This window comes from Stenotrophomonas sp. PUT21, from assembly GCF_052232875.1.
GTDB classification, from domain to species: Bacteria; Pseudomonadota; Gammaproteobacteria; order Xanthomonadales; family Xanthomonadaceae; genus Stenotrophomonas; species Stenotrophomonas maltophilia_N.
In genome coordinates, this window is the sequence record NZ_CP197645.1 from 2,776,502 (window position 1) to 2,802,901 (window position 26,400).

27 protein-coding genes are annotated in these 26,400 nt (G+C 67.8%); 8 read left to right on the forward strand and 19 right to left on the reverse strand.

The genetic code is table 11. The annotated features are described in order from the left end of the window. Window positions 1–12: 12 nt before the first annotated feature. Together ACTT2I_RS12765 and pdeM are read left to right on the forward strand one after the other, a co-directional pair. The gene (locus ACTT2I_RS12765; protein WP_443096686.1) at window positions 13–2,460 is read left to right on the forward strand and encodes a ligase-associated DNA damage response DEXH box helicase; all 2,448 of its coding nucleotides are present in this window, start codon (window positions 13–15) and stop codon (window positions 2,458–2,460) included. Next, window positions 2,450–3,094: a ligase-associated DNA damage response endonuclease PdeM gene (gene pdeM, locus ACTT2I_RS12770; RefSeq protein ID WP_421099218.1), complete on the forward strand. Its 645-nt coding sequence runs from the start codon at window positions 2,450–2,452 to the stop codon at window positions 3,092–3,094. Before ACTT2I_RS12765 ends, pdeM begins: the two co-directional genes overlap by 11 nt. Before the next feature lie 43 nt (window positions 3,095–3,137). Here pdeM and ACTT2I_RS12775 read toward each other — a convergent pair whose 3' ends face one another. The 8 genes from ACTT2I_RS12775 to ACTT2I_RS12810 form a co-directional block, all read right to left on the reverse strand. Further along, window positions 3,138–3,407, reverse strand: a complete 270-nt coding sequence (locus ACTT2I_RS12775; protein ID WP_421099217.1) for a hypothetical protein — start codon at window positions 3,405–3,407, stop codon at window positions 3,138–3,140. Between the two features lie 253 nt (window positions 3,408–3,660). Next, window positions 3,661–4,920: an FAD-dependent oxidoreductase gene (locus tag ACTT2I_RS12780; RefSeq protein ID WP_421099216.1), complete on the reverse strand. Its 1,260-nt coding sequence runs from the start codon at window positions 4,918–4,920 to the stop codon at window positions 3,661–3,663. Between the two features lie 64 nt (window positions 4,921–4,984). After that, window positions 4,985–5,191, reverse strand: a complete 207-nt coding sequence (gene cspE / locus ACTT2I_RS12785; protein ID WP_019183439.1) for a transcription antiterminator/RNA stability regulator CspE — start codon at window positions 5,189–5,191, stop codon at window positions 4,985–4,987. Between the two features lie 88 nt (window positions 5,192–5,279). Further along, window positions 5,280–6,026 (reverse strand): S-methyl-5'-thioinosine phosphorylase, encoded by a 747-nt coding sequence (locus ACTT2I_RS12790; protein ID WP_421099215.1) that lies wholly within the window; start codon window positions 6,024–6,026, stop codon window positions 5,280–5,282. Next, window positions 6,026–6,580 (reverse strand): hypoxanthine-guanine phosphoribosyltransferase, encoded by a 555-nt coding sequence (locus ACTT2I_RS12795; protein ID WP_019183441.1) that lies wholly within the window; start codon window positions 6,578–6,580, stop codon window positions 6,026–6,028. The genes ACTT2I_RS12790 and ACTT2I_RS12795 overlap by 1 nt, the downstream gene beginning before the upstream one ends. Further along, window positions 6,580–7,587, reverse strand: a complete 1,008-nt coding sequence (gene nagZ, locus ACTT2I_RS12800; protein WP_293982608.1) for a beta-N-acetylhexosaminidase — start codon at window positions 7,585–7,587, stop codon at window positions 6,580–6,582. Before nagZ ends, ACTT2I_RS12795 begins: the two co-directional genes overlap by 1 nt. Before the next feature lie 67 nt (window positions 7,588–7,654). Next, a complete protein-coding gene (locus ACTT2I_RS12805; protein WP_421099214.1) occupies window positions 7,655–8,347 on the reverse strand; it encodes a DsbA family oxidoreductase in 693 nt (230 codons plus the stop codon). A 45-nt stretch (window positions 8,348–8,392) separates the two neighbouring features. Then, the gene (locus ACTT2I_RS12810) at window positions 8,393–8,896 is read right to left on the reverse strand and encodes a CYTH domain-containing protein (protein WP_293982612.1); all 504 of its coding nucleotides are present in this window, start codon (window positions 8,894–8,896) and stop codon (window positions 8,393–8,395) included. Window positions 8,897–8,975: 79 nt separating this feature from the next. On the opposite strand from ACTT2I_RS12810, the gene ACTT2I_RS12815 reads away from it, so the two are divergent. After that, window positions 8,976–9,587 (forward strand): hypothetical protein, encoded by a 612-nt coding sequence (locus ACTT2I_RS12815; RefSeq protein ID WP_421099213.1) that lies wholly within the window; start codon window positions 8,976–8,978, stop codon window positions 9,585–9,587. Here ACTT2I_RS12815 and rlmD read toward each other — a convergent pair whose 3' ends face one another. Next, complete coding sequence (rlmD, locus tag ACTT2I_RS12820) at window positions 9,588–10,922, reverse strand: 23S rRNA (uracil(1939)-C(5))-methyltransferase RlmD (protein WP_421099212.1); 1,335 nt, start codon at window positions 10,920–10,922, stop codon at window positions 9,588–9,590. 137 nt (window positions 10,923–11,059) lie between these two features. On the opposite strand from rlmD, the gene ACTT2I_RS12825 reads away from it, so the two are divergent. Then, window positions 11,060–11,794 (forward strand): Hpt domain-containing response regulator, encoded by a 735-nt coding sequence (locus ACTT2I_RS12825; protein ID WP_088434517.1) that lies wholly within the window; start codon window positions 11,060–11,062, stop codon window positions 11,792–11,794. A 28-nt stretch (window positions 11,795–11,822) separates the two neighbouring features. Here the strand turns inward: ACTT2I_RS12825 and recO are convergent, their stop codons facing one another. From recO to rpoE, 9 genes are all read right to left on the reverse strand, one after another. Further along, complete coding sequence (gene recO / locus ACTT2I_RS12830; protein WP_088434518.1) at window positions 11,823–12,548, reverse strand: DNA repair protein RecO; 726 nt, start codon at window positions 12,546–12,548, stop codon at window positions 11,823–11,825. A gap of 31 nt (window positions 12,549–12,579) precedes the next feature. Further along, window positions 12,580–13,476, reverse strand: coding sequence for a GTPase Era (era, locus tag ACTT2I_RS12835; protein ID WP_088434519.1), 897 nt, complete (start codon window positions 13,474–13,476; stop codon window positions 12,580–12,582). Then, on the reverse strand, window positions 13,473–14,153 hold the full coding sequence (rnc, locus tag ACTT2I_RS12840; protein WP_088434520.1) for a ribonuclease III: 681 nt from the start codon (window positions 14,151–14,153) through the stop codon (window positions 13,473–13,475). Before rnc ends, era begins: the two co-directional genes overlap by 4 nt. After that, window positions 14,143–14,526, reverse strand: a complete 384-nt coding sequence (locus ACTT2I_RS12845) for a DUF4845 domain-containing protein (protein ID WP_088434521.1) — start codon at window positions 14,524–14,526, stop codon at window positions 14,143–14,145. Before ACTT2I_RS12845 ends, rnc begins: the two co-directional genes overlap by 11 nt. A 32-nt stretch (window positions 14,527–14,558) precedes the next feature. Continuing rightward, window positions 14,559–15,353 (reverse strand): signal peptidase I, encoded by a 795-nt coding sequence (gene lepB, locus ACTT2I_RS12850; RefSeq protein WP_088434522.1) that lies wholly within the window; start codon window positions 15,351–15,353, stop codon window positions 14,559–14,561. A 100-nt stretch (window positions 15,354–15,453) separates the two neighbouring features. After that, window positions 15,454–17,244, reverse strand: coding sequence for a translation elongation factor 4 (gene lepA / locus ACTT2I_RS12855; RefSeq protein ID WP_172407582.1), 1,791 nt, complete (start codon window positions 17,242–17,244; stop codon window positions 15,454–15,456). A 167-nt stretch (window positions 17,245–17,411) separates the two neighbouring features. Continuing rightward, the gene (locus ACTT2I_RS12860) at window positions 17,412–18,938 is read right to left on the reverse strand and encodes a DegQ family serine endoprotease (RefSeq protein WP_421099210.1); all 1,527 of its coding nucleotides are present in this window, start codon (window positions 18,936–18,938) and stop codon (window positions 17,412–17,414) included. An 82-nt stretch (window positions 18,939–19,020) separates the two neighbouring features. Continuing rightward, window positions 19,021–19,920 carry a sigma-E factor negative regulatory protein gene (locus tag ACTT2I_RS12865; RefSeq protein ID WP_421099209.1) on the reverse strand — a complete coding sequence of 300 codons (900 nt, stop codon included), beginning with the start codon at window positions 19,918–19,920 and terminating at the stop codon, window positions 19,021–19,023. Next, window positions 19,917–20,537: an RNA polymerase sigma factor RpoE gene (gene rpoE, locus ACTT2I_RS12870; RefSeq protein WP_121038769.1), complete on the reverse strand. Its 621-nt coding sequence runs from the start codon at window positions 20,535–20,537 to the stop codon at window positions 19,917–19,919. Before rpoE ends, ACTT2I_RS12865 begins: the two co-directional genes overlap by 4 nt. Window positions 20,538–20,775: 238 nt before the next feature. Between rpoE and ACTT2I_RS12875 the strand changes: the two genes are divergently transcribed. From ACTT2I_RS12875 to ACTT2I_RS12890, 4 genes are all read left to right on the forward strand, one after another. Next, window positions 20,776–22,839: a 3-hydroxyacyl-CoA dehydrogenase NAD-binding domain-containing protein gene (locus tag ACTT2I_RS12875; protein WP_421099208.1), complete on the forward strand. Its 2,064-nt coding sequence runs from the start codon at window positions 20,776–20,778 to the stop codon at window positions 22,837–22,839. Between the two features lie 161 nt (window positions 22,840–23,000). After that, window positions 23,001–23,864: a pirin family protein gene (locus tag ACTT2I_RS12880; RefSeq protein ID WP_088434528.1), complete on the forward strand. Its 864-nt coding sequence runs from the start codon at window positions 23,001–23,003 to the stop codon at window positions 23,862–23,864. Between the two features lie 114 nt (window positions 23,865–23,978). Then, on the forward strand, window positions 23,979–24,707 hold the full coding sequence (gene aqpZ, locus ACTT2I_RS12885) for an aquaporin Z (protein WP_421099207.1): 729 nt from the start codon (window positions 23,979–23,981) through the stop codon (window positions 24,705–24,707). Window positions 24,708–24,940: 233 nt separating this feature from the next. Beyond that, window positions 24,941–25,402 carry a hypothetical protein gene (locus ACTT2I_RS12890; RefSeq protein ID WP_293982346.1) on the forward strand — a complete coding sequence of 154 codons (462 nt, stop codon included), beginning with the start codon at window positions 24,941–24,943 and terminating at the stop codon, window positions 25,400–25,402. 125 nt (window positions 25,403–25,527) lie between these two features. On the opposite strand, the gene ACTT2I_RS12895 is transcribed toward ACTT2I_RS12890, so the two are convergent. Beyond that, on the reverse strand, window positions 25,528–26,379 hold the full coding sequence (locus tag ACTT2I_RS12895) for a pirin family protein (RefSeq protein ID WP_421099206.1): 852 nt from the start codon (window positions 26,377–26,379) through the stop codon (window positions 25,528–25,530). Window positions 26,380–26,400 lie beyond the last annotated feature (21 nt).

Genomic DNA, 26,400 nt, shown 5'->3' on the forward strand with positions numbered 1-26,400 from the left:
CGACGCGAGGCCATGGCCCGCCTGACGGCGTGGTTCGCCAGCCGGGGGTGGGCGCCGTTGCCGTTCCAGAAGGCCATGTGGCGCCACTATCTGGCCGGTGAGTCCGGCCTGCTGCACACACCCACCGGCAGCGGCAAGACGCTGGCGATGTTCGGCGGGCCGCTGCTGCAGGCGCTGCACGACCCGCCACCACGCACCACGCGTGGGCGTGCGAAGACACCGGTGCCGGTCCTGCAGGTGCTGTGGATCACGCCGCTGCGGGCACTGGCTGCCGACACCGCGCGCGCGCTGCGCGAACCGCTGGACGCGCTCGGGCTGGACTGGCAGGTCGGCCTGCGCACCGGCGACGCCAGCGCGCGCGATAAACGCCTGGCGCGCGAGGGCCGGCTGGATGTGCTGGTGACCACACCGGAGTCCTTGGCGCTGCTGCTCAGCTACCCCGACACGATGGCGTGCCTGCAGCACCTGCGCTGCGTAGTCGTGGATGAATGGCACGAACTGCTCGGCAACAAGCGCGGCGTGCTGCTGCAGTTGAATCTGCGCCGCCTGCGCGATGCCCTGCCCGCCCTGCAGGTGTGGGGGCTGTCGGCCACGCTGGGCAACCTGGACGAGGCGCGCGAGGTGCTGCTGCCGGACGTGGCCGACGCGCCGCTGGTGGCCGGTGCACGCCCGCGCCCGGTCAGCGTGGAAACACTGCTGCCCGCGCAGGGCGAGCGGTTCCCGTGGGCCGGGCACCTCGGTCTGTCGCAGCTTCAGCGCGTTCTTGAAAAACTGCTGGCGGTGCGTACCAGCCTGCTGTTCACCAACACACGCGCCCATGCCGAACTGTGGCATCAGGCGCTGTCGGCGGTATGGCCGGAAGATCCGAACACGCTCGCGCTGCATCACGGTTCCCTCGATCCTGCGTTGCGCCGCGCCGCGGAAGAAGGCCTGCGCGAAGGCCGGCTGCGCTGCGTGGTCGCCACCTCCAGCCTGGATCTGGGGGTGGATTTCCCCAGTGTCGACCAGGTGCTGCAGATCGGCAGCCCCAAGGGCATCGCACGGTTGCTGCAGCGCGCGGGGCGCGCCAAACATCGCCCCGGCGAATCCGGACACATCGTGTGCGTCCCCTCGCACGCATTGGAGCTGGTGGAATACGCGGCTGCGCGGCGCGCGCTGGCCCACGGCCACATCGAAGCACGCCGGCCGCTGCGCTTGTCGCTGGATGTATTGGCGCAGCATGCGGTGAGCTGTGCACTCGGCGGCGGCTTCGATCCGGACGTACTGTTCGAACAGGTGCGGCGCACGCACGCGTTCGCCGGGCTGGACCGCGCGCACTGGGAGGGCGTGCTGGAGTTCATCGTGCAGGGCGGCCGCGCGCTGTCGCAGTACCCGGATTTCCACAAGGTCGTGCGCGATGACGATGGCATGTACCGCGTGCATGACCGTCGCGTCGCGCTGCGGCACCGGTTGTCGATCGGCACCATCACCAGCGATGGCAGTGTCATGGTGCAGTTCCTGCGCGGCGGTCGGCTCGGTGCGGTGGAAGAACAGTTCCTCAGCCGGCTGCGGCCCGGTGATCGCTTCCAGTTCGCCGGTCGTCTGCTTGAACTGGTGCGGCTGGAGAATCTGACCGCCTACGTGCGCAAGGCGCGGGGCGGCGATGGCGTTGTGCCGCGCTGGCAGGGCGGGCGGCTGCCACTGTCCGAGGCCCTGGGCCACGAGATGGAGGCTGTGCTGGCCAGCCCGCCCGACAGCCCGGAGATGTGCTGGCTGGCACCGCTGCTGGCACTGCAGACGCGCCTGTCGGCGTTGCCCGGGCCGGCGCTGCTGCTGGTGGAACACGTGCGCCGTCGCGAGGGCCAGTTCGTGTTCGTGTATCCCTTCGCCGGGCGCCAGGTCAATGAAGGGCTGGCCGCGTTGATGGCATTGCGCTGGACTCGCCTGCAGAGCAATACGTTCGGCTATGCGGCCAACGACTATGGGTTCGTGCTCGCACCGGCGCGCCCGGTCGAGCTCGATGCGGCGCGCGTGCGCAGCTTGCTGTCACCGGAGGGACTGCTCACCGATCTGCGCGAAAGTCTCAACCTGGGCGAACTGGCCCGCCGTCAGTTCCGCGACATCGCGCGCGTGTCCGGCATGCTGGTCCCTGCACTGCCCGGGCGTACACCGCGCAGCCTGCGCCAGCTGCAGGCCTCCAGCGGGCTGCTGTACGACGTACTGCGCCAGCACGATCCGGATCACATCCTGCTGACGCTGGCCGAACACGAAGTGCTGCACGATCAACTCGATCTTGAAAGCCTGGCCCGCGCATTGTCGTCCTGCCAGGCACGCACGCTGAGCGTGCAGCACCCCACCAGCCTGGGGCCGCTGTCCTTCCCGCTCTGGGCCGAGCGCCTGCGCGGCCAGCTCAGCAACGAAGACTGGAAGACCCGCGTCCTGCGCGCTGCACAGCAACTGGAGAAGCGCCATGGCGCCTGAACTGCCGATCACCCTCGCCGGCGAAGCCGTCCATCTGCTCGGCGCGCGTGCGCTGCATTGGCCGGCGCGCAACGCGCTGTTGATCGCTGACCTGCATCTGGGCAAAGCGGACCTGTTCCGGCGGTCGGGCATCGGCCTGCCCAGCGGCGGCACGTCCGATGATCTGCTGCGGCTGGGCGCAATGGTGCACAGACACGATGTGCGCCGTCTGTGGATCCTGGGCGATGTGCTGCACGGTGCCGCGCATCGTGCGGCCTGGTACCGGCAGTGGCAGGGGTGGCGCGAGCAGCATCCCCAACTGTGGATCGGTGCGCTGGAAGGCAATCACGACCGGGTATTGCCCAAGGCCGACCTGGGGATCGAACTGCTGGGCGAGCGCGTGCAGGAGGGCCCCTTCCTGCTGCGCCATGCGCCACAGCGTCAAGCCGGCATGCATGTGCTCTGCGGCCATCTGCACCCGCTGGCGCGCCTGCCCGGCATGCAGCGGCGGTGGCCGTCGTTCTGGATGCGCGAGGGAATGACGATCCTGCCGGCGTTCTCCGGATTCACTGCCGGCATCGCACCGGTGCTCGGTGCCGGCGAGCAGCTGGTCGCCTGTGTCGAAGACCAGGCGATTGCGTTGCCGGCGCGCTGATCGGGCAGCGCGCGACGGCAGTGACGCAGCGAGGTTGCCTGGATCAGGCCGCCGAGGCCAACAGGTTCGGCATCAACCGGATATCCGGCGCATTCGGATTGGGCCGCACGGGTTGCCGTTGGATCGTGGTCAACATGTCATGCGCGGCGGCACGGATGCGCGGGTGATGCTCCGGCGCAGCGTGCGTGATGAGGCTGGTCACATGGAACTCGAACACATCTTCCATCACGTCCGGCTGATCCTCATGCAGCATCTGCAGTAGTCCGCGCAGTTTGCGGATTTCACTTTCCAGAGTTTCGGCCGAGAACAGCATTTCAATCTCCTTGGGTTGCGATCGGTCCAACGGACCGTAGGTCGCAAACGCAGCACCACCGTATCACCCCGCCGTCGCGGGCCTCCAAGCGATCAGAAATCGGACAGCGCAGTGGCGTAAGCAGCACGACGCAGGTGAGTACGACACGCAGGCGCTGCGTTTGCCACGTTGTTGTCCCATGCGGGCGGTGAGTCCACCGTCAATGAATGTTATTCACACCTTCACATCGGCGCGCATGCACTGCTACACGGCGTTATGAGTTCATGCCGTCGCGGGAGTGCGCGTCGTGCAGGGCCTGCATCGCCTGCATGAACCCGGGCGACAGCGGCAAGCGTCCGAGCCAGCCCTGCTGGGTTCCACTGAGCACGCGCAGCATGTGCCCGCGCCCGCCGGGCACGCGGCCCATCGGCTGGAACAGCACATCCCGTGCGCGCGCCAAGCCATCCCGTTCGGACTGGAACAACGGGGTCAGCCAGCGGCTCCAGTACTGGTAGATCGCTACGTGCGCGCGGCGCCGTGCCTGGTAGGCCTGCAGCGCACTATCGCGGTCGGCATGCGCGCGCAGTGCCTCGCGCAGTGCCATGGCATCCATCAGCGCCATGTTCACGCCCTGGCCCAGCTGCGGGCTCATCGCGTGGGCCGCATCACCGACCAGCACCAGCCGCTCGCGGTGCCAACGCGACAGCACCGCGTCCCGGTATCCGGCACGGGCCAGCTGCGTCGGCTCGCGCACACCCACCAGCCGCTCATGCGCCTGCGGCCACAGCGCGGCGATCTCATCGAGCCAGCGCGCCATGCCGTCACGCTCCCACTGTGCGAACTGATCGCGTGGCAGGCTCCAGAAAAAGCTCAACTGCGGCGCGTCGTCACCCGGCCGTGTGCCTACCGGCAGCAGCCCGATCATCTTGCGCGCGGCGACGTAGCGTTGCCGCAGTTCATCCACGTGCGGCCAGTCGCCGCGCGGCAGCAGGCACCACAGCGCGCCCCACGGGTACTCGCGGTCCAGCGATGTGCCCTGCACCTGCGCGCGCAGCGACGAGGCGGCCCCATCGGCCGCGATCACCAGATCGTACGGCCCATGCCAGCGCCCGTCTGCGTCGCGTACGCGCCCCTGCGCGGTGTCCACCTCGACGATGGCGGTATCGGCCTGCAGGTTGCCGGGCTGCTCCCACGCCTCGGCCAGCAGCGAGAACAATGCGCCCCGCTGCATGCCTACGCCGTGCAGCGCCGGATTCAACGGGGCGTAGCGCATGTCCATCACCGCGCGTCCGCACGGCGTCTCGCCGTACAGGCGGCGCACGGCAGCGCCGTGACGGAGGACCGCCGGCAGCAGTTCCATCTGCCAGAGCACGTCCAGGCCGGTGGGCTGCAACAGGAAGCCGGCACCCACCGGACCAGGGCGTGCAGCACGCTCGAACACGTGCACCTGGTGATGATCGCGTGAAAGCAGGATGGACAACGCTTGGCCGGCGGTGCCGTAACCGACGATGGCGATGGTGCGACGAAGGGTCATGCGCGGACTCACTGATGAAAAAAAACCCCGCCGAAGCGGGGTTTTCAATGCGCAGCTGAAAAAATCACTCAGCCGGCACGATGTTCGAGGCTTGGGCGCCCTTCGGGCCCTGGGTCACGTCATAGGTGACCTTCTGGCCTTCCTGCAGACTGCGGAAGCCCTTGGAGTTGATCGCGGAGAAGTGCGCGAAGACGTCGGCGCTGCCGTCCTCCGGCGAGATAAAGCCAAATCCCTTGGCGTCGTTGAACCACTTGACGGTACCGTTCGGCATGGTAATGCGAGACCTTCTTCTATGAATGGGTGGTGTACGCTCAACCAGCGCACTGGCGGAGTATGCAAACCTTGTACGGTAATGACAATCACCCCCGTGCCAATTCACCGATCAATTCGGGCAGACCGGAGGAGGCGGCATCCACATTGGCCAGCACTTCGGCCATCGTGATTTCATCGCCTTCGCCACAGCCGGCGGCCCAGTTGGCCACGATCGCCAGGCAGGCGTAGTCCAGGCCCAGCTCGCGGGCGAGGCTGGCTTCGGGCATGCCGGTCATGCCGACCAGATCACACCCATCACGGCGCATGCGCGCGATTTCCGCATTGGTTTCCAACCGCGGGCCCTGGGTGGCACCGTAGCAGCCGCCGTCCTGCAGGCGCACACCGGTCACCTTTGCCGCGGCCAGCACCTTGCTGCGCAGCATCGGCGTGTACGGGTGGCCGAAGTCCACGTGCAGCACGTCGGTGCCCGGCTCTTCGCACAGGGTGGAGATGCGGCCCCAGGTGTAATCGATCAGCTGGTCCGGGCAGGCCAGCACGCGCGGGCCGAACTGTTCGGTGATCCCGCCGACCGTATTGAGCGCGAGCACGCGCTGCGCGCCGATCTGCTGCAGCGCGGCGAGGTTGGCGCGGTAATTGATCTTGTGCGGCGGCAGCGAGTGGCCTTCACCGTGGCGGGCCAGGAAGGCCACGCGCTGGCCCAGCAGCGTGCCGACGCGGATCGGACCGGACGGCGTGCCGTAACGGGTCTGAACCTGGTGGCTGCTCACGTCATCGAGCTGGGCCAGCTTGTAGACCCCGGTGCCGCCGATCACGGCAAGAGAAATGTGCTCCATCATTCCTTCATCGCGTAGATGGCCGGCACGCAGCGCAGCGTCTCGTTGACGTCCATGCCGAAACCGAACACATAGCGGTCCGGCAGGTCGATGCCGGCGTAGTCGGCTTTGACGTCCGGCAGCGCGCGGTCGTGCAGCTTGACCGTCAGCGCGGCGATGCGCACGTCGGTGGCACCCTGCTCCAGGCACCAGGTGCGCACGCCCTGCAGCGTGTAACCCTCGTCGAGGATGTCATCGACCAGCAGCACGCGGCGGCCGAACAACGCGGTGGCCGGCTTGTGCTTCCAGACCAGATCGCCGCCGGTGGTTTCACCGCGGTAGCGGGTAGCGTGCAGGTAATCGAACTGCACGTCCTGGCCACGTGCGCCCAGTTCCAGCGCGAGCTGGCCGGCGAACGGCAGCGCGCCGTGCATGATCGACAGGAACAGCGGGACCTCGCCCTTGTAATCGCGCGCGATGGCGTCGGCGATGCCAGCGATGGCCTTGTCGATGGTGGGACGGTCGACCAGCAGGTCGGCCTGGGCCAGGGCCTGGGAAATGGTGAGGTTGGGCATCAGACGGTTCTTCCAAGGGTGTCAAGCAAACGGGATTGGGTGGTGCCATGGCGGGAATCGGCCAGCAGGCCGTCCCAGCCCAGCGCGCCGCGGCCGATCAGGCCGAGCAGCGCAGCGGTGTTGAGGGTGCGGCCTTCGACCGCGCGCAGTGATTCTTCCACCAGTTCGGGGTGGCAGACCAGCACCACGTCGCAGCCGGCGTCCAGGTGCGCGTCCACGCGCGCCTTCACGCCACCGGCGGAGAACGAGGCGGCCATGCCGATGTCATCGGAGAAGACCACGCCGCGGAAGCCCATCTGTTCGCGCAGGATCTGCTGGATCCAGCGCGGCGAGTAGCCGGCCGGCTCCGGCGCGACCTGCGGGTAGACCACGTGGGCCATCATCACGGCATCTGCGCCGGCAGTGATGCCGGCCGCGAACGGGATCAGGTCCAGCGCGCGCAGTTCATCCAGCGAACGTGGGTCGCTGGCGTCATGGAAATGGGTGTCTTCCCGCACGCTGCCGTGCCCGGGGAAATGCTTGAGCGTGGCGGCCATGCCAACGCTGTGCATGCCACGCACATAGGCGGCGGTGAACGCAGCAACCACCTGCGGGTCCGCGCTGAAGGCGCGATCGCCGATGGCCAGGTTGCCACGGCCCAGATCGACCACCGGGGCGAAGCTGAGGTCCACACCGCTGGCGCGCACTTCGCTGGCCATCAGCCAGGCGTGCTGCTCGGCCAGGGCCAGCGCAGCCTCGCGATCCGTGGCATACAGCGCATCGAAGCCCTGCAGCGGCGGCAGCGCGCTGTACCCTTCACGGAAGCGCTGCACGCGCCCGCCTTCCTGGTCCACGCAGATCAGCTGCGGGCGCGGCGCAGCGGCGCGGATGGCCGCGGACAGCTCGGCCACCTGCCCGCGCGAGGCGAAGTTGCGCTTGAACAGGATGACGCCGGCCACGGCGTCGTGCTGCAGCCATTCGCGTTCCTGGGCGGTAAGTTCGGTCCCGGCAACGCCGATCACCAGCATGGGGTGTCTCCAATACGGGGCGCCACCATGGCGCACTGCCGCATTGTCGCAGAACCCGCGCGCAGCGTCAGACCTCGCAGCCGTCCGGGCCGCAGCGATCGCCCTGCCCGGCAGCGCCTGCCGGTGGGCTTTCCGCCGCGATCTGGCGCAGCGCCTGGGCGAAGGCTTCCGGCGGCTGGGCTCCCTGGATGGCGTATTTGTCGTCGATCACAAAGGTGGGCACCGACTGAATGCCGAACCGCTGCGCCTGTGCCAACTGCGCCTGGATCTCCGCCAGCCCTTCTTCGCCGGCCAGCAGGGCGGTGATCCGTTCGGCGCCCAGGCCACCGGCGGCGCCGGCGTCGATCAGCGTCTGCGGGTCCGCCAGGTTCCGGCCCTCTGCGAAATGCGCGCGGAACAGCGCCTCGCCAACGGCCGCCTGCACGCCTTCACGCCCGGCCAGCCACATCAGGCGGTGCGCCGGCAGCGTGGTGACCCGGACCTGGCCCTGGTCGAAATCCATCGGCAGGCCTTCGGCGCGCGCCGCGGTCTGGGTCTGGGTGAGGATCTGTTCGGTGCGCTCGGCACTGCCGAACTTGGCCGCATACGCCTGACGCAGCGGGACCGGGGTCGTACCCGCGTCGGGGTCGAGCAGGAACGGGTGCCAGTGCACCTCCACCTCAGGGGCGTCTTCGCCGAGCAACGCCAGGCCCTGCTGGAACCGGTGCTTGCCGATCCAGCACCAGGGGCACACCACATCCGACCAGATATCGATTTTCATCTGGCCAGATTGTGGGCCGGGAGGAAGGTTTACAAGGGCGGCAGGTCAGCCGCGTTCAGCGCTGGACCAGCGTGAAAACGGGTGCGCGGCCAGGGCCAGGTTGTAGTAGCGCACCTGGTCGGTGACTTCCTCACCCGCCCAGTCGGGCAGCGTGACCGCCTGGTCGGCGTGCTCAAGCTCCACTTCGGCCACCACCAGCCCGGCGTTCTCGCCCAGGAACTCGTCCACCTCCCAGAGCAGCCCGTCGTGCTCGACCAGGTGCCGGCGCTTGTCGATCAGCCCGCCGACGCACAGCGCCAACAGCGCGCGCGCGTCCTCCACCGGGATCGGATAATCGAACTCCTGCCGGGTGTGCCCGATCTCGCGCGACTTCATGTTGAGGAACGCCTGTTCGCCCTGGATGCGCACGCGCACCGAAGCTTTCTGCGCGCCACTGTCCAGCGAAGCGGTGTCGTTGAGATAGCCCTGCGCCATCGGGATCACCGCGTGCGCGGCGGTCCGCCAGCCTTCACCGGTGACGAGGTATTTGCGTTCGATTTCAATGCCCATGCGCACAGTATGCGGCGATCAGCGCAACGCGACCACGGCCGGCTTCTATACTGCCCGGCTGCCCTGCAAGGACGCCTCCATGAAGCCCCTCTTCCCTGCCCTGCTGCTGACGCTGCTGCCGCTGGGCACGCTCGCCGCCACGCCGCCCACGCCTGCACAGATCGAGGCGGCGGTGATGGCGATGGTCGACGCGGAGAAGAAACCGGCCGCCTCCCCCCAGGACCTGTTGCTGCAGTCGATGTATACCCCGCGTGGGTCCGAGCCTGGCCCGTGCTTTGCCAGCACCGCGGTCGCCGGCGCTTACGAGTGCCTGGTCGGCATGGAGATCGGCCTGAAGAACCGCTACCGGATGCTGCGCTTCATCCCGCAGGGCATGGGCTGGGCGATGCAGCGGGCCGATGTCGACGCGCCGGTTCCCCCACGTGAGCGTGTCCGCGCGCTGCTCAACGCGCAGCTTGATCGCCGTGCCGCGTCCATCGACGACGCCGCCACCCGCGAGGAAATGCGGGCGTTCCAGCAGCGGCTGCAGATCCTGGCGATCGAGAACTGCGAACTGCGCAGCACGCAGGTGCCGGAGATCCGCTGCGATGTCACCGCCGGGGATGACAGCGAGCGCGGCACCGACCAACAGACCTATGCGTTCGACGCACAGGGCCAGTGGCAGAATGCCGCGCCGGAGGACGGGCGCTGATCAGCGCTTTTCGAACACCGCGATGCTTTCCACGTGCGCGGTGTGCGGGAACATGTCCATCGCGCCGGCCGAGACCAGGGTGAACCCCTGCTCGTTGACCAGGTAACCGGCGTCGCGCGCCAGCGAGCCCGGATGGCAGCTGACGTAGACGATGCGCTTGAACTGCTTCAGCGGCAGCTGCTGCAGCACTTCGATGGCGCCCGAGCGCGGTGGATCCAGCAGCAGCTTGTCGAAGCCCTGGCGCATCCACGAGGCCTGGCGCTGGTCCTGGGTGAGATCGGCGGCATGGAACTCGGCATTCTCCAGCCCATTGCGCACCGCGTTCTCACGCGCACGCGCCACCAGGCCGGCATCACCTTCCACACCGACCACGTTGCGCACGGTGCGCGCCAACGGCAGGGTGAAATTGCCCAGACCGCAGAACAGATCCAGCACGCGCTCGTCCGGGCCGGCATCCAGCAGGGCCAGCGCATGCGCGATCATCTGCACATTGAGCTTGGCGTTGACCTGGATGAAGTCCAGCGGGCGGAATGCCAGCTCGACATTCCACGGTGCCAGCTTGAACGACAGCGGCACCTCGGCCGGCCACAGCGGGTGGACCGACTCCACGCCGCCAGGCTGCAGCGAGATCGCAAAGCCGTGTTCCTGCCCGAAGGCGGTCCATGCGGCACGGTCGGCCTCGCTGAGCGGCTGCATGTGACGGATGGTCAGGACGATCGCGTCATCCCCGGCGATGAATTCGATCTGGGGGATATCGCGTTTGCCATCGAGCGTTTCGATGAACTCGGAGAGCACGCCGACCTTCATGCCGATCTCCGGGATGACGGTCAGGCACTGGCTCAGGTCCGCGACGAAGCGCGGATCCAGTTCCCGGAAGCCGACCAGGGTCTTGTCCTTCTTCTCCACGCGGCGCACCGAGAAGCGGCCCTTGCGGCGGTAGCCCCAGCTGTCGCCGACCAGCGGCGGCAGCACGGTGCCCGGGGTGACGTGGCCGATCCGGGTCAGGTTGTCGATCAGCACCCGCTGCTTGGCCACGATCTGCTGCGACTCTTCCAGGTGCTGCAGCACGCAGCCGGCGCAGACGCCGAAATGCGGGCAGCGCGGGGTCACCCGCTGCGGTGAGGCCTGTACGACCTCGATGGTGCGGGCTTCATCGAAATGACGATTGCGTGCGGTCGGCTCGGCGGTCACCACCTCGCCCGGCAGCGCGCCGGTGATGAAGGTGACCTTGCCACCCTCGCCGTCGCGGCGGGCAACGCCGCGGCCGTCATGGCTGAGGTCGAGGATGTCGGTCTGGAAAGGGGTTCGGTCGAGGCGGGAGCGGGTTCGGGCCACGTGGCAACAGGCTGCGGGCAAAAAGGGTGCGTATTGTCGCAGATACCAACTGCCAACTGACTTGCCGCCGGCTGAAACCGCTTGCAGGTCGGGACTTCGCGTTTAATATGGAGGCAGCTGACATGGAGGCAGCCCCAATGCAGATGACCCCGAGGGATCCCATGCCCCGATTCCTGCTCGTCGAGGACGACACCATCAGCCGCGGCTTCTTCAAGGCCGCGCTGGAGACCCTGCCGGCGCAGGTGGATACCGCCGATTCCCTCGCCACGGCCATGGACCGCGCCCGCGGCAACCAGCACGACCTGTGGCTGATCGACGTCAACCTGCCTGACGGCAATGGCACCCAGCTGCTGCAGGAACTGCGCCGCTCGCGGCCGGACACCCCGGCGCTGGCGCATACCGCCGACGGCGACACCTCGATCCATTCGCGGCTGCGCGATGCCGGCTTCAGTGAAACCCTGGTCAAGCCGCTGAGCCGTGAGCACCTGCTCAAGGCCGTCCGCCGCGCGTTGGTGCACACCGCTGGCAGCCTGTCCGCCCCGCCGCTTGCCGAGTCCGGGGATGTGGAGGGCGAGCGCCAGGACTGGGACGAAACCACGGCCCTGGCCGCGCTGAATGGGCAGCGCCATCACCTCATCGCGCTGCGCGAGCTGTTCCTGGCCGAGTTGCCGGGGGTCCGTGACGCAGTGGCGCAGGCCTTGCGCGATGACGATGTGCGGGCCCTGCGCGGGCAGTTGCATCGGCTGCAGGCCAGCTGCGGGTTCGTCGGCGCTGCGCGCCTGGCGCGGGCCGTTCGTCAGCTGCACCAGGCTCCGGAGTCGACCGGCGCGCAGAGCCGCTTCCGTGTAGCGGTAGACGCCCTGCTGCAGTAAGCACGGGGCGGCAGCGGCCCGCCTGCGCTTACGTGCGCCGTCGGGCCAGGTCCTCCAGCATTTCCCAGGATTTCAGCCCCCGCCCGCCCAGATGGTGCATCAGCACTGCGCGCATCGGCCGGCGCAGGCTGCCCAGATCCTCGGGCCCGGGCAGTTCATCGGCGGCCAGCGCCAGCAGCGCGCTGCCGGTGGCGGTGCCACGGCGCTGATCCACACCGCGGTCGCTGAGCAGCCGGCGCGGCCCCTCCTGCGGGTCCAGCTCATAGCGTGCGGCCGGGTCGACCGGCTCCTCATCGCTGCCATGCAGCAGATCGAAGCCGAAGCCCAAGTCCTCCAGCAGGTCGCGTTCGAAACGACGCAGGGTCCAGGCCAACGGCTCGCCATCGCGCAGCCGTGCGCGGACCTGCGCGTAGTGGTCGTAAAGCTCCGGCAGCGGATCCTGGCGGGGCGCCAGCCGCATCAGCAGTTCGTTGATATAGAACCCGGCCAGCATCGCCTGGCCAGTCAGGCGTGGCGCAGCGTCCAGCGCTTCGGCACCGCGCAGCTGGGCCAGCTCGCCCCGCTGCACGGCGGTCAGGCGGATCCACTGCAATGGCTGCAGGGCCGCACGCAGCGCCTGGCTGCGCGGGCTGGACACGCCCCGGGCAAGCACCCCGATCCGGCCGTACTGCTCGGTCAGCACCTCGACGAGCAGGCTGGTTTCCCGCCACGGGCGGGCGTGAAGCACGAACGCCGGCTCATCCTCGATGCGCATGGTTCAACCGCCCGGGGCTGGGGTGGCCGGCTTATTCGTAGCCGAACGCCTTGAGCGCGGCTTCGTCGTCGGACCAGCCTTCGCGCACGCGCACCCAGGTCTCCAGGAAGACCTTGGCGCCGAACAGGCGTTCCATCTGCAGGCGCGATTTGGCGCCGATCTCCTTCAGGCGGGTACCGGCCTTGCCGATCACGATCGCCTTCTGGCCTTCGCGTTCGACCCAGATCACCGCACCGATGCGCAGCAGGTTGCCGTCTTCGACGAAGCGCTCGATCTCGACCGTGGTCGCGTACGGCAGTTCTTCGCCCAGCTGGCGCATCAGCTGCTCGCGCACCAGCTCACCGGCGAGGAAGCGCTGGCTGCGGTCGGTGATCTCGTCTTCACCGAACATCGGCGGGGCTTCCGGCAACAGCTTCATCAGGTCGCGGACCAGCGACTCCAGGCCGTTGCGCTTCTGCGCCGAGATCGGGTGCACCGCCGCGAACGCGCGGCCCTCGGTGACCTGCTGCAGGAACGGCAGCAGGGCGCCCTTGTCCTTCAGGCGATCGATCTTGTTGACCACCAGCACCACGGGGATGCCCGAGTCGCTGAGCACATTGAAGGCCAGGGTGTCTTCGTCGTCCCAGCGGCCGGCTTCGATCACCAGCATGCCGGCATCCACGCCCTCGAGCGAGCCGCGCGCGGCGCGGTTCATCACCCGGTTCATGGCGCGCTTCTGCGCACGGTGCAGGCCGGGGGTGTCCACCAGCACGATCTGGCCTTCCGGGTAGCTGGCAATGCCCAGCAACCGGTGCCGGGTGGTCTGCGGGCGGTTGGAGACGATGCTGACCTTGGCGCCCACCAGGGCGTTGGTCAGGGTGGATTTGCCGACGTTGGGGCGGCCGATGACGGCCACGCTGCCGGAACGATGGGGGGTTGCTTCGTTCACTTGGAATCCAGTTGCTCAAGGGCGGCGGCAGCCGCTTGTTGTTCGGCCAGCCGTCGCGAGGCACCTTCGCCTTCGGTGCTGACAGCGGGGTCGGTTACGCCGCAGCGTACCCGGAAGGTCTTGGCGTGATCGTCACCCGATTCTGACACCAGCTCGTACAGCGGCAGCGCCTTCTGTCGGGCCTGCAGCCATTCCTGCAGGCGGGTCTTGGGGTCTTTCTCGGGCTTGCCGGTGGCCGGCAGGGCCTGCATCGAGGCACTGAACCACGGCAGCACCACCGTGCGGCAGGCGGCGAAGCCGGCATCGAGGTAGATCGCCGCGACCACGGCCTCGAGCGCATCGGCCAGGATGGAGTCGCGGCGGTGGCCGCCGGTCTTCATCTCGCCAGGCCCCAGGATCAGGCGGTCGCCCAGCTGCAGTTCGCGCGCGATCACCGCCAGCGCGCCTTCGCGCACCAGTTCGGCACGGGCACGGGTCAGCGCGCCCTCGTCGGCCTTGGGCCAGCGTTCGTAGAGCGCCTGGGCCACCATCATGTTGACGATGCTGTCGCCGAGGAATTCCAGCCGCTCATTGTTGGGCGTGCCGGCGCTGCGATGCGTCAGCGCCTGCTGGAGCAGGCCCGGATCGTTGAAGGCGTGACCGATCAGGTCACCGCGTTGGAAGGTCTTAGTCGGCACCGCTACGGGTCAATTCCTGGTTTGAATCAAATTTGCCCACCACGTCCAGGTTGCCGATCATTTCACGGCGCACTTCGTAGTAGACCTTCATGTTCCAGCCGCCATCGATGCGATCGAACTTCACGTCGGCGGGTTTCACGTTCTCGGAGTAATTGATGTACAGGCGCTTGAAGAACATCTCCTGGATGCGGCGCGGCTCCATGTTGCCCACGCCCGGCTCCTTGGCCAGGCTCTTCATCGCCGAACGGACGGCGTAGTACTCCTGGTACATCGGGAACAGCTTCATCCCGATGTACAGGAAGAAGGCGACCACGATCAGCACCACCAGGAACGAGGTCAAGGTGATGCCGCGCTGCGATGTCATGTTCTTCATTGCGTTCTCCCCAGATACGCGTGTGCCATGAATCAATGAATGGCCGTGCCGATCCGCGACGGTTCGAAGCCGTCCTTGCAGAACCAGCCCGAGCAGTTCAGCCAGATCAGGAAGGCCTTGCCGCGGAGATTCTCCTCCGGCAGCAGGCCCCAGAAGCGGCCGTCGTCGCTGTTGTCACGATTGTCGCCCATGACCAGGTACTTGCCGGCCGGGACCGTCCACTGGCCTTCACCACGGGCGTAATCGGTCTCGAGCACGGTATGGGTGCGGCCCGGCAGGTGCTCGACCAGCAGCGAGCTGCCCTCGCCCTGACCGTTGTGGCCCGCGTACAGGCCCTTGTTGTCGTACTTGAGCGGCTCGCCGTTGAGGATCAGGCCGTTGCCCTGGAACTCGATCTGGTCGCCCGGCACGCCGATCACGCGCTTGATGAAGTTCTCGCCCTTGGCCGGATCGTTGTCCGAGTGGCCCGGGAAGTGGAACACCACCACGTCGCCACGCTTGGGCTCACCGAACGGGACCACCTTGGCGTTGTTGAGCGGCAGGCGCAGGCCGTAGGAGAACTTGTTGACCAGGATGAAATCGCCGATCAGCAGGTTGGGCATCATCGAGCTGGACGGGATCTTGTACGGCTCGGCGATGAAGCTGCGCACCACCAGCACGATCGCCAGCACCGGGAAGAACGCCCGCGCGTAATCGACCATCACCGGCTCGGTGTCCAGCAGGCCGGCGCGCTGGGCGCGGCGCTTGGCGAAGTACAGCTTTTCGGCCAGCAGGATCAGGCCCGAGGCCAACGTCAGTACGACCAGGAGGAGCTCAAACAATTTCATGCAGTGTCCTTGGGAACGATTGCAGCGGTGTGGTGTGCCCCTGCGCGCCTGGCGACACCGATCCGGTGCCGCCTGCCGCCGCCGGGAAAGCCATCCGGCCTTACTTGTCCATCTGCAGCACGGCCAGGAAGGCTTCCTGCGGGATTTCCACGCGGCCGACCTGCTTCATGCGCTTCTTGCCTTCCTTCTGTTTCTCGAGCAGCTTCTTCTTGCGCGAAACGTCGCCACCATAGCACTTGGCCAGCACGTTCTTGCGCATCGCCTTGACCGTGGTGCGCGAGATGATCTGCGACCCGACGGCGGCCTGGATGGCCACGTCGAACTGCTGGCGCGGGATCAGATCCTTCATCTTCTCGCACAGCTCGCGGCCGCGGCGGTCGGCATGGCTGCGGTGCACGATCAGCGACAGCGCGTCGACCTTGTCGCCGTTGATCAGCACGTCCACGCGCACGAACGGGCCGGCATCGAAACGCACGAAGTGATAGTCCAGCGAGGCGTAGCCACGGCTGACCGACTTGAGCTTGTCGAAGAAGTCCAGCACCACCTCGGCCATCGGCAGCTCGTAGCTGATCTGTACCTGGCTGCCCAGGTAGTTGATGCCGATCTGGCTTCCGCGCTTTTCTTCGCACAGCTTGATGATGTTGCCGATGTACTCCTCGGGCGTAAGCACGTTGGCCCGGATGATCGGCTCGCGGATCTCATCGACCATGTTCACCGGCGGCAGCTTGGCCGGGTTGTCCATGTTGATGATGGTGCCGTCGGTCTTGAGCACTTCATAGACCACGGTCGGCGCGGTGCTGATCAGGTCCAGGTTGTACTCGCGCTCCAGGCGCTCCTGCACGATTTCCATGTGCAGCATGCCCAGGAAGCCGCAGCGGAAGCCGAAGCCCATCGCCTCGGAGCTTTCCGGCTCGAAGCGCAGCGCGGCATCGTTCAGGCGCAGCTTGTCCAGCGCTTCGCGCAGGTCCGGGTAATCCTCGGCATCGACCGGGAACAGGCCGGCGAACACGCGCGGCTGCATTTCCTGGAAGCCCGGCAGCGGCTTGGCGGCCGGATCGGCGGCCATGGTCAGGGTGTCGCCGACCGGCGCGCCGTGCACGTCCTTGATGCTGGCCGTCACCCAGCCCACCTCACCGGCGTTCAGTGCCGGCAGCACCTTGCGCTTGGGGGTGAACACGCCGACGTTGTCGACCTGGTGGTTGCGGCCGGTGGACATCACCTGCAGCTTGTCGCCGGCCTTGATCTGGCCCTGCATCACGCGCACCAGCGAGACCACGCCGAGGTAGTTGTCGAACCACGAGTCGATGATCAGCGCCTGCAGCTTGTCGGTATCGCGCGGTACCGGCGGCGGGATGCGATGCACGATCGCTTCCAGCACATCGCCCACGTTCAGGCCGGTCTTGGCACTGACTGCCACCGCGTCGGTGGCATCGATGCCGATCACGGCCTCGATCTCGGCCTTGGCACGGTCGATGTCGGCGGTGGGCAGGTCGATCTTGTTGATCACCGGCACCACTTCCAGGCCCTGCTCGACGGCCGTGTAGCAGTTGGCCACGGACTGCGCTTCCACGCCCTGGGCCGCATCGACCACCAGCAGCGCGCCTTCGCAGGCGGCCAGCGAGCGGCTGACTTCATAGGAGAAGTCGACATGCCCGGGGGTGTCGATGAAGTTCAGGTGGTAGGTGTGGCCGTCTTTGGCGACGTACGGCAGCGAGACCGACTGGGCCTTGATGGTGATGCCACGCTCGCGCTCGATCGGGTTCGAGTCGAGCACCTGCGCCTCCATCTCACGGGCCTGGAGGCCACCGCAAAGCTGGATGATGCGATCGGCCAGCGTGGACTTGCCGTGGTCGACGTGGGCGATGATGGAGAAGTTGCGGATGAACCGCATCGAATCAGAAGACATAGGTGGCGGCGGCGCGTCGCGTCGTCAGGATGACTGCGGATTATCGCATGGCCGGCCCGATCCCGCGTGGGCCCGGCAGCGATTGTCGCCAACGGCCCCCCAGAAACGACCGGGCCCGCCGAAGCGGGCCCGGAAACACAGGCGGGGCGGGCTTACTGCCCGGCCTTGATCGCCACGAAGGCGCTGTTGCCGTTGGCGCGGACCAGCAACATGACCACGTCGCCCTTGCTGTAACCGCCCAGCGCCTTGTTCAGCGCGGCCACGCTGCCGACCGGGGTCCGGCCGACCTGCAGCACCACCAGGCCCGGCGACAGGCCGGCGTCCCGCGCGGACTGGCCGTTGACCCGGGTGATGCGGACACCCTCACCCGCCGACAGGCCCAGCTGCTGGCGCTGCGCGGCGGTCAGATCCGCCACCTCCAGCCCCAGCAGCGCGTTGGCGCCGGTTTCCGGCTTGGCCGCTTCCGCGGCCGGAAGGGTGGCGCCCCGCTCGGCGTCCTCGGCCAGCTCGGTCAGGGTGGCGGTGATCTCCCGCTCCTTGCCATCGCGCAGCACGCTCAGGCGCACCTTGCTGCCCGGCGGCAGCGCGCCGATGGCCGGCGGCAGGTCACTGAAGGTAGTGATCGGGCTGCCATTGACCGAGCGGATCACGTCACCCGGCTCGATGCCGGCCTTGAGCGCTGCGCTGCCCGGGACCACTTCGTTGACCAGCGCACCGCGGCTGTCCGGCAGGCCCAGACCCTGTGCCTTGAGGCCATCGATCGGGCCGACCGCTGCACCGAGCTGACCGCGGCTGACCCGGCCGGAGGTCTTGATCTGCTCCACCGCACCCATCGCCAGATCGATCGGGATCGCGAAGCTCACGCCCATGTAGCCCCCCGAACCGGAGAGGATCTGCGAGTTGATGCCGACCACTTCGCCACGGGTATTGAGCAGCGGGCCACCGGAGTTGCCCTGGTTGATCGCCACGTCGGTCTGGATGAAGGGCACGTAGCGCTGGTCCGGGCCGCCGGTGCTGCGGCCGACGGCGCTGACCACGCCTGCGGTGACCGAGTGGTCCAACCCGAACGGCGAGCCGATCGCGACCACCCACTGGCCCGGCTTGAGCGTATTGGAATCGCCCACGCGCACGGTTGGGAGATTCTTGGCGTCGATCTTGAGCAGGGCCACGTCGTACTGCTGGTCGCTGCCAACCACCTTGGCGGTGAACTCGCGGCGGTCGCTCAACTTGACCTTTACTTCGCTCGCGTCGGCGACCACATGGTGATTGGTCAGCACGTAGCCGTCGGCGGAGATGATGAAGCCCGAGCCCATGCCGCGGCCGCGGATGCTCGGGGTGCCGTCATCGGGGCCATCGGCGCCCTGCCCCGGCATCTGGAAGTCCGGGCCGAAGAAGCGACGGAAGAATTCGGGCATGTCCTGGTCGGCCGGGCCGGCCATGCGCGCCTGGCGGCTGCTGCGGGTGATAGTGGTCTCGACATTGACCACGCCCGGCCCAACCTGCTCGACCAGGTTGGTGAAGTCCGGCAGACCGCTGACCAGTTGCGGCGCAGGCGCCCGGGGGGCGGCGGCGGCCGCCGGGGCGGCAGCAGTGGCCGGCGACGGCGACTGTGCGCAGGCCACCAGCGGGAGCGTCATGGCGATCAGCGCCAGGGCATGGGTACGGATACGGGCGGTCATCAGACACGAACCTCCGGGTCAGGAAACAAAGGGGGGAACGCTCCGGCAACGCGGCCGGAGCGGAACGTCAGGGCGACGATGCTCAGTCGCGGTGCCGGCGTGCGGGTTCGGCCGCTTCGGTCGACTCCTGCAGGCGCGGCTCGAACGGATAGAACGCGGCCCGCGGTGCCTGCGTGGAGAAGCTCGCATTGAGCGCGCCGCCCGCGGCTGGCGCCAGACTGGAGCGCGGCCAGGGCTTGGCCTGCAGGTTGCCGACCTCACCGAACGGGAACTGCCGCGCGGTGGCCGCCGGCATGGCCGGGGTCAGCGGTGCCTGGCTGGCGACCGCACGCTGCGGCTCGGCGCTGCGCTCGGCAGCGCTGCGCGCGGCCTGCTGGGTCCGCGTGGCGCTGGCGCTGGCGCGGCGTGCAGTGGCCACGTCCTGGCGGCGGCTGGCGGCGGCCACTGCGGCCGCCGGCACCGCCGCAACGGCGAGTGCCTGCTCGGCGGCAGACGCTTCGGTCACCGGCGCGGCAGGAAGCTCAGCCTGGCTGGCGATGATGGTGGTCGGCGCGTCCAGCGGGGCCGGGGCCGGCAGCTGTTCGCGGGTCATGAACATGGCCACGGCGGCGACGGAGGCCGCCAATGCCGCCCCCCCACCCCAGCGTCGCCAACCGCCGCGACGCTGCTGGCGGTCCTGGCTGCGCTCCACGCGCGCCTGCATTGCCGGTGCCGGCTCGGCCGCCACGGAAACGCGCACACGCTCGGCGAAATCGACCGGGGCCGGCGCGCAGGCCTGCCCGCGCAACACATCGCCGAGCATCTGCCAGCGTTCGTTGCAGCTGGACAAGGCCTCATCGTGTTCCAGCCGGCGCAGCATGAAACGGGCTTCATCGGCCGACAGCTCACCGTCGATCAACGACGACAGCTGCTGCCGGTAATGGGCGTCGAACTTATCGGGGGACGCGCCCCGGGAAACATCATTGGACATATCGTGGCTCATGCGCGGCTCTTCTCGCGGGTGGCGCTGCCCACATCGAGCAGCGGCCGAAGTTCAGTGTCGATCGCCTCGCGGGCACGGAAGATCCGCGACCGCACGGTGCCGATCGGGCACCCCATCTTCTGCGCGATTTCGTCGTAGCTCAGGCCGTCCACCTCGCGCATGGTGATGGCCGATCGCAGTTCTTCAGGCAGCGCGGAGACCGCCTTCATCACCGTCTGTTCCAGTTCCTGACGCATCAACTCGCGTTCGGGCGTGTCGGTATCGCGCAGGCGGGTGCCGCTGTCGTACTGCTCGGCGTCCCCGATCTCGATGTCATCGGTGGGCGGGCGGCGGTTGTGCGCGGCAAGATGGTTCTTGGCAGTGTTCACGGCAATCCTGTGCAACCAGGTATAGAACTGGGCGTCGCCACGGAAACTGCCGATCGCGCGATACGCGCGGACGAAAGTGTCCTGGGCCACGTCCTGACATTCACTCCAGTCCGCGATGTAGCGCCCGATCAGCGCGATGACCCGATGCTGATACTTGCGTACCAGGACATCGAACGCCCCGCTCTCGCCACGCTGCACACGTCGGACCAGCTCCAGGTCCAGCTCCTGTGGTGTTTCAACCTCGGCCATGGGGGGCCGCACTCCTGTCAGCCCAACCGACGTCGGGCAATGAGACTGCCAATCCCGGGAAAAGTTCAGCGCTCGATCACACAGCGCCGCACCAGCTTTTAACCACCGTTCCGTTAAGGTTTCCGATCCAGGCAATGAATCGGCGGTATCTCTCCCCCAGCTATAGGGATTTGACGGGGAGGAAACAACCTCTGGATCATAGCCCCCTTCTCCATACACAACCGGATGGAACGTTCCCATGCTCTCAGGCTTCGATGGGCTCCGCTTCTCGCATTGGCACCCGCAGATCCGTGACGATGGCGTCGTCGTGCTCAGCCTCGACCGCCACGACAGCAGCGTCAATGCCATGTCGCAGGACGTGCTGCTCGAACTGGGCGACCTGATCGAGCGGATCGCGATGGACCCGCCCAAGGCGGTGGTGATCCAGTCGATCAAGGCGGCCGGCTTCATCGCCGGGGCGGACCTGAAGGAATTCCAGGAATTCGACCGCCGCGGCACCGTCAATGACGCGATCCGCCGTGGCCAGAGCACCTACCAGAAGCTGGCCGAACTGCCCTGCCCGACCGTGGCGGCGATCCATGGGCATTGCCTGGGCGGCGGCACCGAGCTGGCGCTGGCCTGCCGTTACCGCGTGGCCTCCAACGATCCGTCCACCCGGATCGGCCTGCCGGAAACCCAGCTGGGCATCTTCCCGGGTTGGGGCGGCAGCTCCCGCCTGCCGCAGCTGGTGGGCGCACCGGCGGCGATGGACATGATGCTGACCGGCCGCAATCTGTCGGCCTCGGCGGCGCGCAACATCGGCCTGGTCGACAAGGTCGTCGCGCCCGCCGTGCTGCTCGATACCGCGGTCTCGCTTGCACTGAAGGGCACCACCCGCCCGTTCAAGCAGCGCGCGACGGCGTGGATCACCAACACCTGGCTGGCGCGCAAGCTGCTCGCCCCGCAGATGGCAAAACAGGTCGCCCGCAAGGCGCGCAAGGAGCACTACCCGGCGCCGTACGCGCTGATCAACACCTGGGCGCGCACCGGTGGCAGCCCGATCCAGACCCGTCTGGATGCCGAACGCCGCGCGGTGGTGAAGCTGGCCGGCACCCCGACCGCGCGCAACCTGATCCGTATCTTCTTCCTGACCGAGCGCCTGAAGGCCCTCGGTGGCAAGGACCATGGCATCCAGCACGTGCACGTGGTCGGTGCCGGTGTGATGGGCGGTGACATCGCCGCGTGGTCGGCCTACAAGGGCTTCAACGTGACCCTGCAGGATCGCGAGCAGCGCTTCATCGATCCGGCCATGGAGCGCGCGCAGGCGCTGTTCGCCAAGCGGGTGAAGGACGACAGCAAGCGCCCGGCCGTGGCCGCGCGCCTGAAAGCCGATCTCGCCGGCGACGGCGTTGCGCTGGCCGATCTGGTGATCGAAGCCATCATCGAGAATCCGGAGGCCAAGCGCGCGCTGTACCAGTCGCTGGAGCCGACGATGAAGGCCGATGCACTGCTGACCACCAACACCTCGTCGATCCCGCTGGACGAACTGCGCGACCACATCCAGCGCCCGGCGCAGTTTGCCGGCCTGCATTACTTCAACCCGGTCGCGCAGATGCCGCTGGTGGAGATCATCCATCACGACGGCATGGCCCCGGAAACCGAGCGTCGCCTGGCCTCGTTCTGCAAGGCACTGGGCAAGTTCCCGGTGCCGGTCGCCGGCACCCCGGGCTTCCTGGTCAACCGCGTGCTGTTCCCGTACATGCTCGAAGCCGCCACCGCCTATGCCGAAGGCGTGCCCGGCCCGGTGCTGGACAAGGCCGCGGTCAAGTTCGGCATGCCGATGGGCCCGATCGAACTGCTCGACACCGTCGGCCTGGACGTGGCGGCCGGCGTGGGCAAGGAACTGGCGCCCTTCCTCGGCCTGCAGGTGCCGGCCGCACTGGCGACGGTGGAACAGGGCAAGCGCGGCAAGAAGGACGGGCAAGGCCTGTACAAGTGGGAGAACGGCCGCGCGCAGAAGCCGGACGTCCCCGCCAACTACGAGGTCCCGGCCGATCTGGAAGACCGCCTGATCCTGCCGCTGCTCAACGAAGCGGTGGCCTGCCTGCACGACGGCGTCGTAGCCGACGCGGACCTGCTCGATGCCGGCGTGATCTTCGGTACCGGCTTCGCCCCGTTCCGCGGCGGCCCGATCCAGTACATCCGCGCCACCGGCGCCGATGCGCTGGTCGAACGCCTCAAGGTCCTCCAGCAGCGCTATGGTGATCGCTTCGCCCCGCGCCCGGGCTGGGACGCGCCGGTGCTGCGCGAGCCGGTGATCTGACGGGCACGGGGAGGTGATACGACAACGCCACCGTGAGGTGGCGTTGTTGGTTGTGCCGCCGGGCATGCGCAGCCAGAACAACCTGTTACCGGGACAGGCCTGCCGCCCCCACACCCCGCATGCGATCCTCCCGCTCTGTCCCCGCCAGCGAGACCGCCCGCATGACGACCATCATCGCCCCCCGCATCCATGACATCGGTGGCCTGCAGGTGCGCCGCGCCGTGCCGACCCTGCAGGCGCGCAGCGTCGGGCCATTCGTCTTCGTCGACCAGATGGGCCCGGCCGTCCTTTCCCCCGGCACCGGGATCGACGTGCGCCCGCACCCGCATATCGGCCTGGCCACCGTCACCTTCCTGTGGTCCGGCGCCATCGGCCACCGCGATACCCTCGGCTCGGACCAGGTGATCCGCCCCGGCGACGTCAACTGGATGACCGCCGGCCGGGGCATCGCCCACTCCGAACGCACGCCGGCCGTCGAACGCGAGCACGACCATCCGCTGCACGGCATGCAGACCTGGCTCGCGCTGCCGAAGAACGTCGAAGAGACCGACCCCGCGTTCTACCACCATGCCGCCGCCACCCTGCCCCAGCAGCGCCGCAACGGTGCCTGGCTGCGCGTCATCGCCGGCCGTGCGTACGGCGAGGAATCCCCGGTCAAGGTGTTCGCCGACACCCTCAACGTGGCCATCGATCTGGAGGCGGACGCGGAAATCGACCTCGATACCGGCCACGTCGAACGCTCGCTCTACATCCTGGAAGGCCAGGCCCAGCTGGACGGCGTGGATGTTCCCGCCCAGCACCTGATCATTCCCGAGCCCGGTGCCCGCGGCCGTCTGCGCGCCAAGACCCCGATCAAGGCGATGCTGATGGGGGGCGAACCGCTGGACGGCCCGCGCCACCTGTGGTGGAACTTCGTCTCCAGCTCCACCGAACGGATCGAACAGGCCAAGCACGACTGGGAATCGGGTCGTTTCGGCACCATCCCCGGCGACGACAAAGAGTTCATTCCGCTGCCGTCCTATTGAGCTGAAACGACCCCATCGACCGTTCGTCGGGTGTTGACACCATCGTCACCCCGATGAACCTCGATTCAGCTACGTTGCGCCTGCCCACCCCGGGCATAACGTTGGAGCACGTCGATGAGCATGGGCAAACGTCTGGCCGCCGAGTTCCTGGGCACGTTCTGGTTGGTGTTGGGTGGGTGTGGCAGTGCCGTGCTGGCCGCCAGGTTCGGCGGTGACGGCAATCCGCTGGGGATCGGTTTGCTGGGCGTGGCGCTGGCCTTCGGTCTGACCGTGCTGACCGGCGCCTACGCCTTCGGACACGTCTCCGGCGCGCACTTCAATCCGGCGGTCAGTGTCGGCCTGTGGGCCGGCGGCCGCTTTCCCGCGCGCGACCTGCTGCCCTACGTCGTGGCGCAGGTGCTGGGCGGCGCACTGGCCGGCTTCATCCTGCTGCAGATCGCCTCCGGCGCGCCCGGTTTCCAGATCGATGGCAGCCAGGCCGGTGCATTCGCCAGCAACGGCTATGGCGCGCTGTCGCCCGGTGGCTACAGCGTCGCGGCCGCCTTCCTCTGCGAGGTGGTACTCACCGCGTTCTTCCTGATCGTGATCATGGGCTCGACCCACGGCAACGCGCCGGCCGGCTTCGCCCCGATCGCAATCGGCCTGGCCCTGACGCTGATCCACCTGATCAGCATTCCGGTCACCAATACCTCGGTCAATCCAGCGCGTTCCACAGCCGTGGCGCTGTTCGCCGGGAGCGGCGCGCTCGGGCAGCTGTGGCTGTTCTGGCTGGCCCCACTGCTGGGCGGGCTGATCGGCGGCATCGTCTACAAATGGATGGGGACCGCGACCGGGCCACGCTGAGATCGGCCGCCGGGCGGTCCCGCACCGCCAGGCGGTGGGTGCGGAAAGATTCACCTGAAACCGTTATTTGTACACTGAGTCACATTCCGTTAAGGTCCAGATCACTCGTCCGACACTGACGGCAGCGAGTGATCCGGTACGCGCGCGGGGAATGCGCCACCACGGCCTGGGTTGTCGACGGCCACCGGAACGCCTGTCAGCGACGGACGCGATCATCGACCCTGGGGGAATGCATGAACGTCCTGCGCGCTGTCGTGTGTGTGTGTCTGCTGGTCACTGCCGGCGCCGTCGCGGCGCAGGCGACCAGCGAATGTCCGTCCCTTCCGGCCAGCAGCGGCCTGCAATGGCAGGAACTGGCCCAGCGGGATCTGATCCTGTGCAAGGCCAGCACCGCCGATGGGCGCGAAGTGCTCAGCTTGACCTTGAGTGCCCGCAATCCCGAGCTGCCGTTGAACCGCGCGCTGCGCCAGGAAAAAGGCAGCTTCGCGGGTGAAACGCTGTACTGGTACCAGCCCGATCTTGGTGGACAGAAGCCACCGGGCTACGACACCCGGCGCATCACCGTGGTCAAGTTCGACAAGAACCGCTTTGCCCAGATTGCGTTGTATGCCGGTGATCCGACCGAACTCGGTTCGCTGCAATCGCTGGCGCAGGGCATGAACCTGACGCCCTCGGCCGTCGCCGCCGGGCGTTGAGCCAGGCCGGGACGGTGCCCTGCACGCCTCCCGGACGCCGCGGGAGCGCCGGCCGCTGGCCGGCGCCTCCCACACCGCCAAGGGTCGTGACGTGGCCAGCCATGCGCCGCCGGCACGGCAGCGCCTCAGAAGCGGCCTTCCTGGAAATCCACGAAGGCCTGCATCAGCTCCTGCTTGGTGTTCATCACGAACGGCCCGTGACGCATGACCGGCTCGCGCAGCGGGCGGCCCGCCACCAGGATCAGGCGCGCACCGGTTTCACCGGCACGCAGGCTCAGCTGCTCGCCGCCGCCCAACACCGCCATTTCCTGGCGCGCCACGGCACGCGCGTCATCGCCTTCGCCGATTTCCAGCCCGCCTTCGAATACGTAGGCGAACGCGTTATGCCCGTCGGGCAGCGTGTAGCGCCAGCCCGCGCGGGCATCCAAGGTGATATCCAGGTACACCGGATCGGTGGCCGGCTGGATGATCGGCCCGACCGTGTCACCCACCCGGCCGGCGATCACCTTCACCTGCACGCCCTCGGCCGGCGCCGTCACCGGAATATGGTCCGGTGCGAACTCCTGGTACTTCGGGTCCGTCATCTTGTCGCGCGCCGGCAGGTTCACCCACAGCTGGAAGCCGCGCATCTGGCCCGATTCCTGCTCGGGCATTTCCGAGTGGATCAGGCCGCGGCCCGCCGTCATCCACTGCACGCTGCCCGGCGTCAGCAGACCTTCGTTGCCGTGGTTGTCCTTGTGCCGCATGCGGCCGTCGAGCATGTAGGTGACGGTCTCGAACCCACGATGCGGATGGCTGGGGAAGCCGGCGATGTAGTCCTCGGCGCGGTCCGTGCCGAATTCATCCAGCAGCAGGAACGGGTCCAGGTCGGGCAGCGAGGGGCCGCCGATCACGCGCGTCAGGCGCACGCCGGCGCCATCGGAGGTGGCCATGCCACGGATGGTGCGCAGCACGCGCATCGGGGTTGGGCTGCTCATGGTGACTCCAGGATCGGTGAA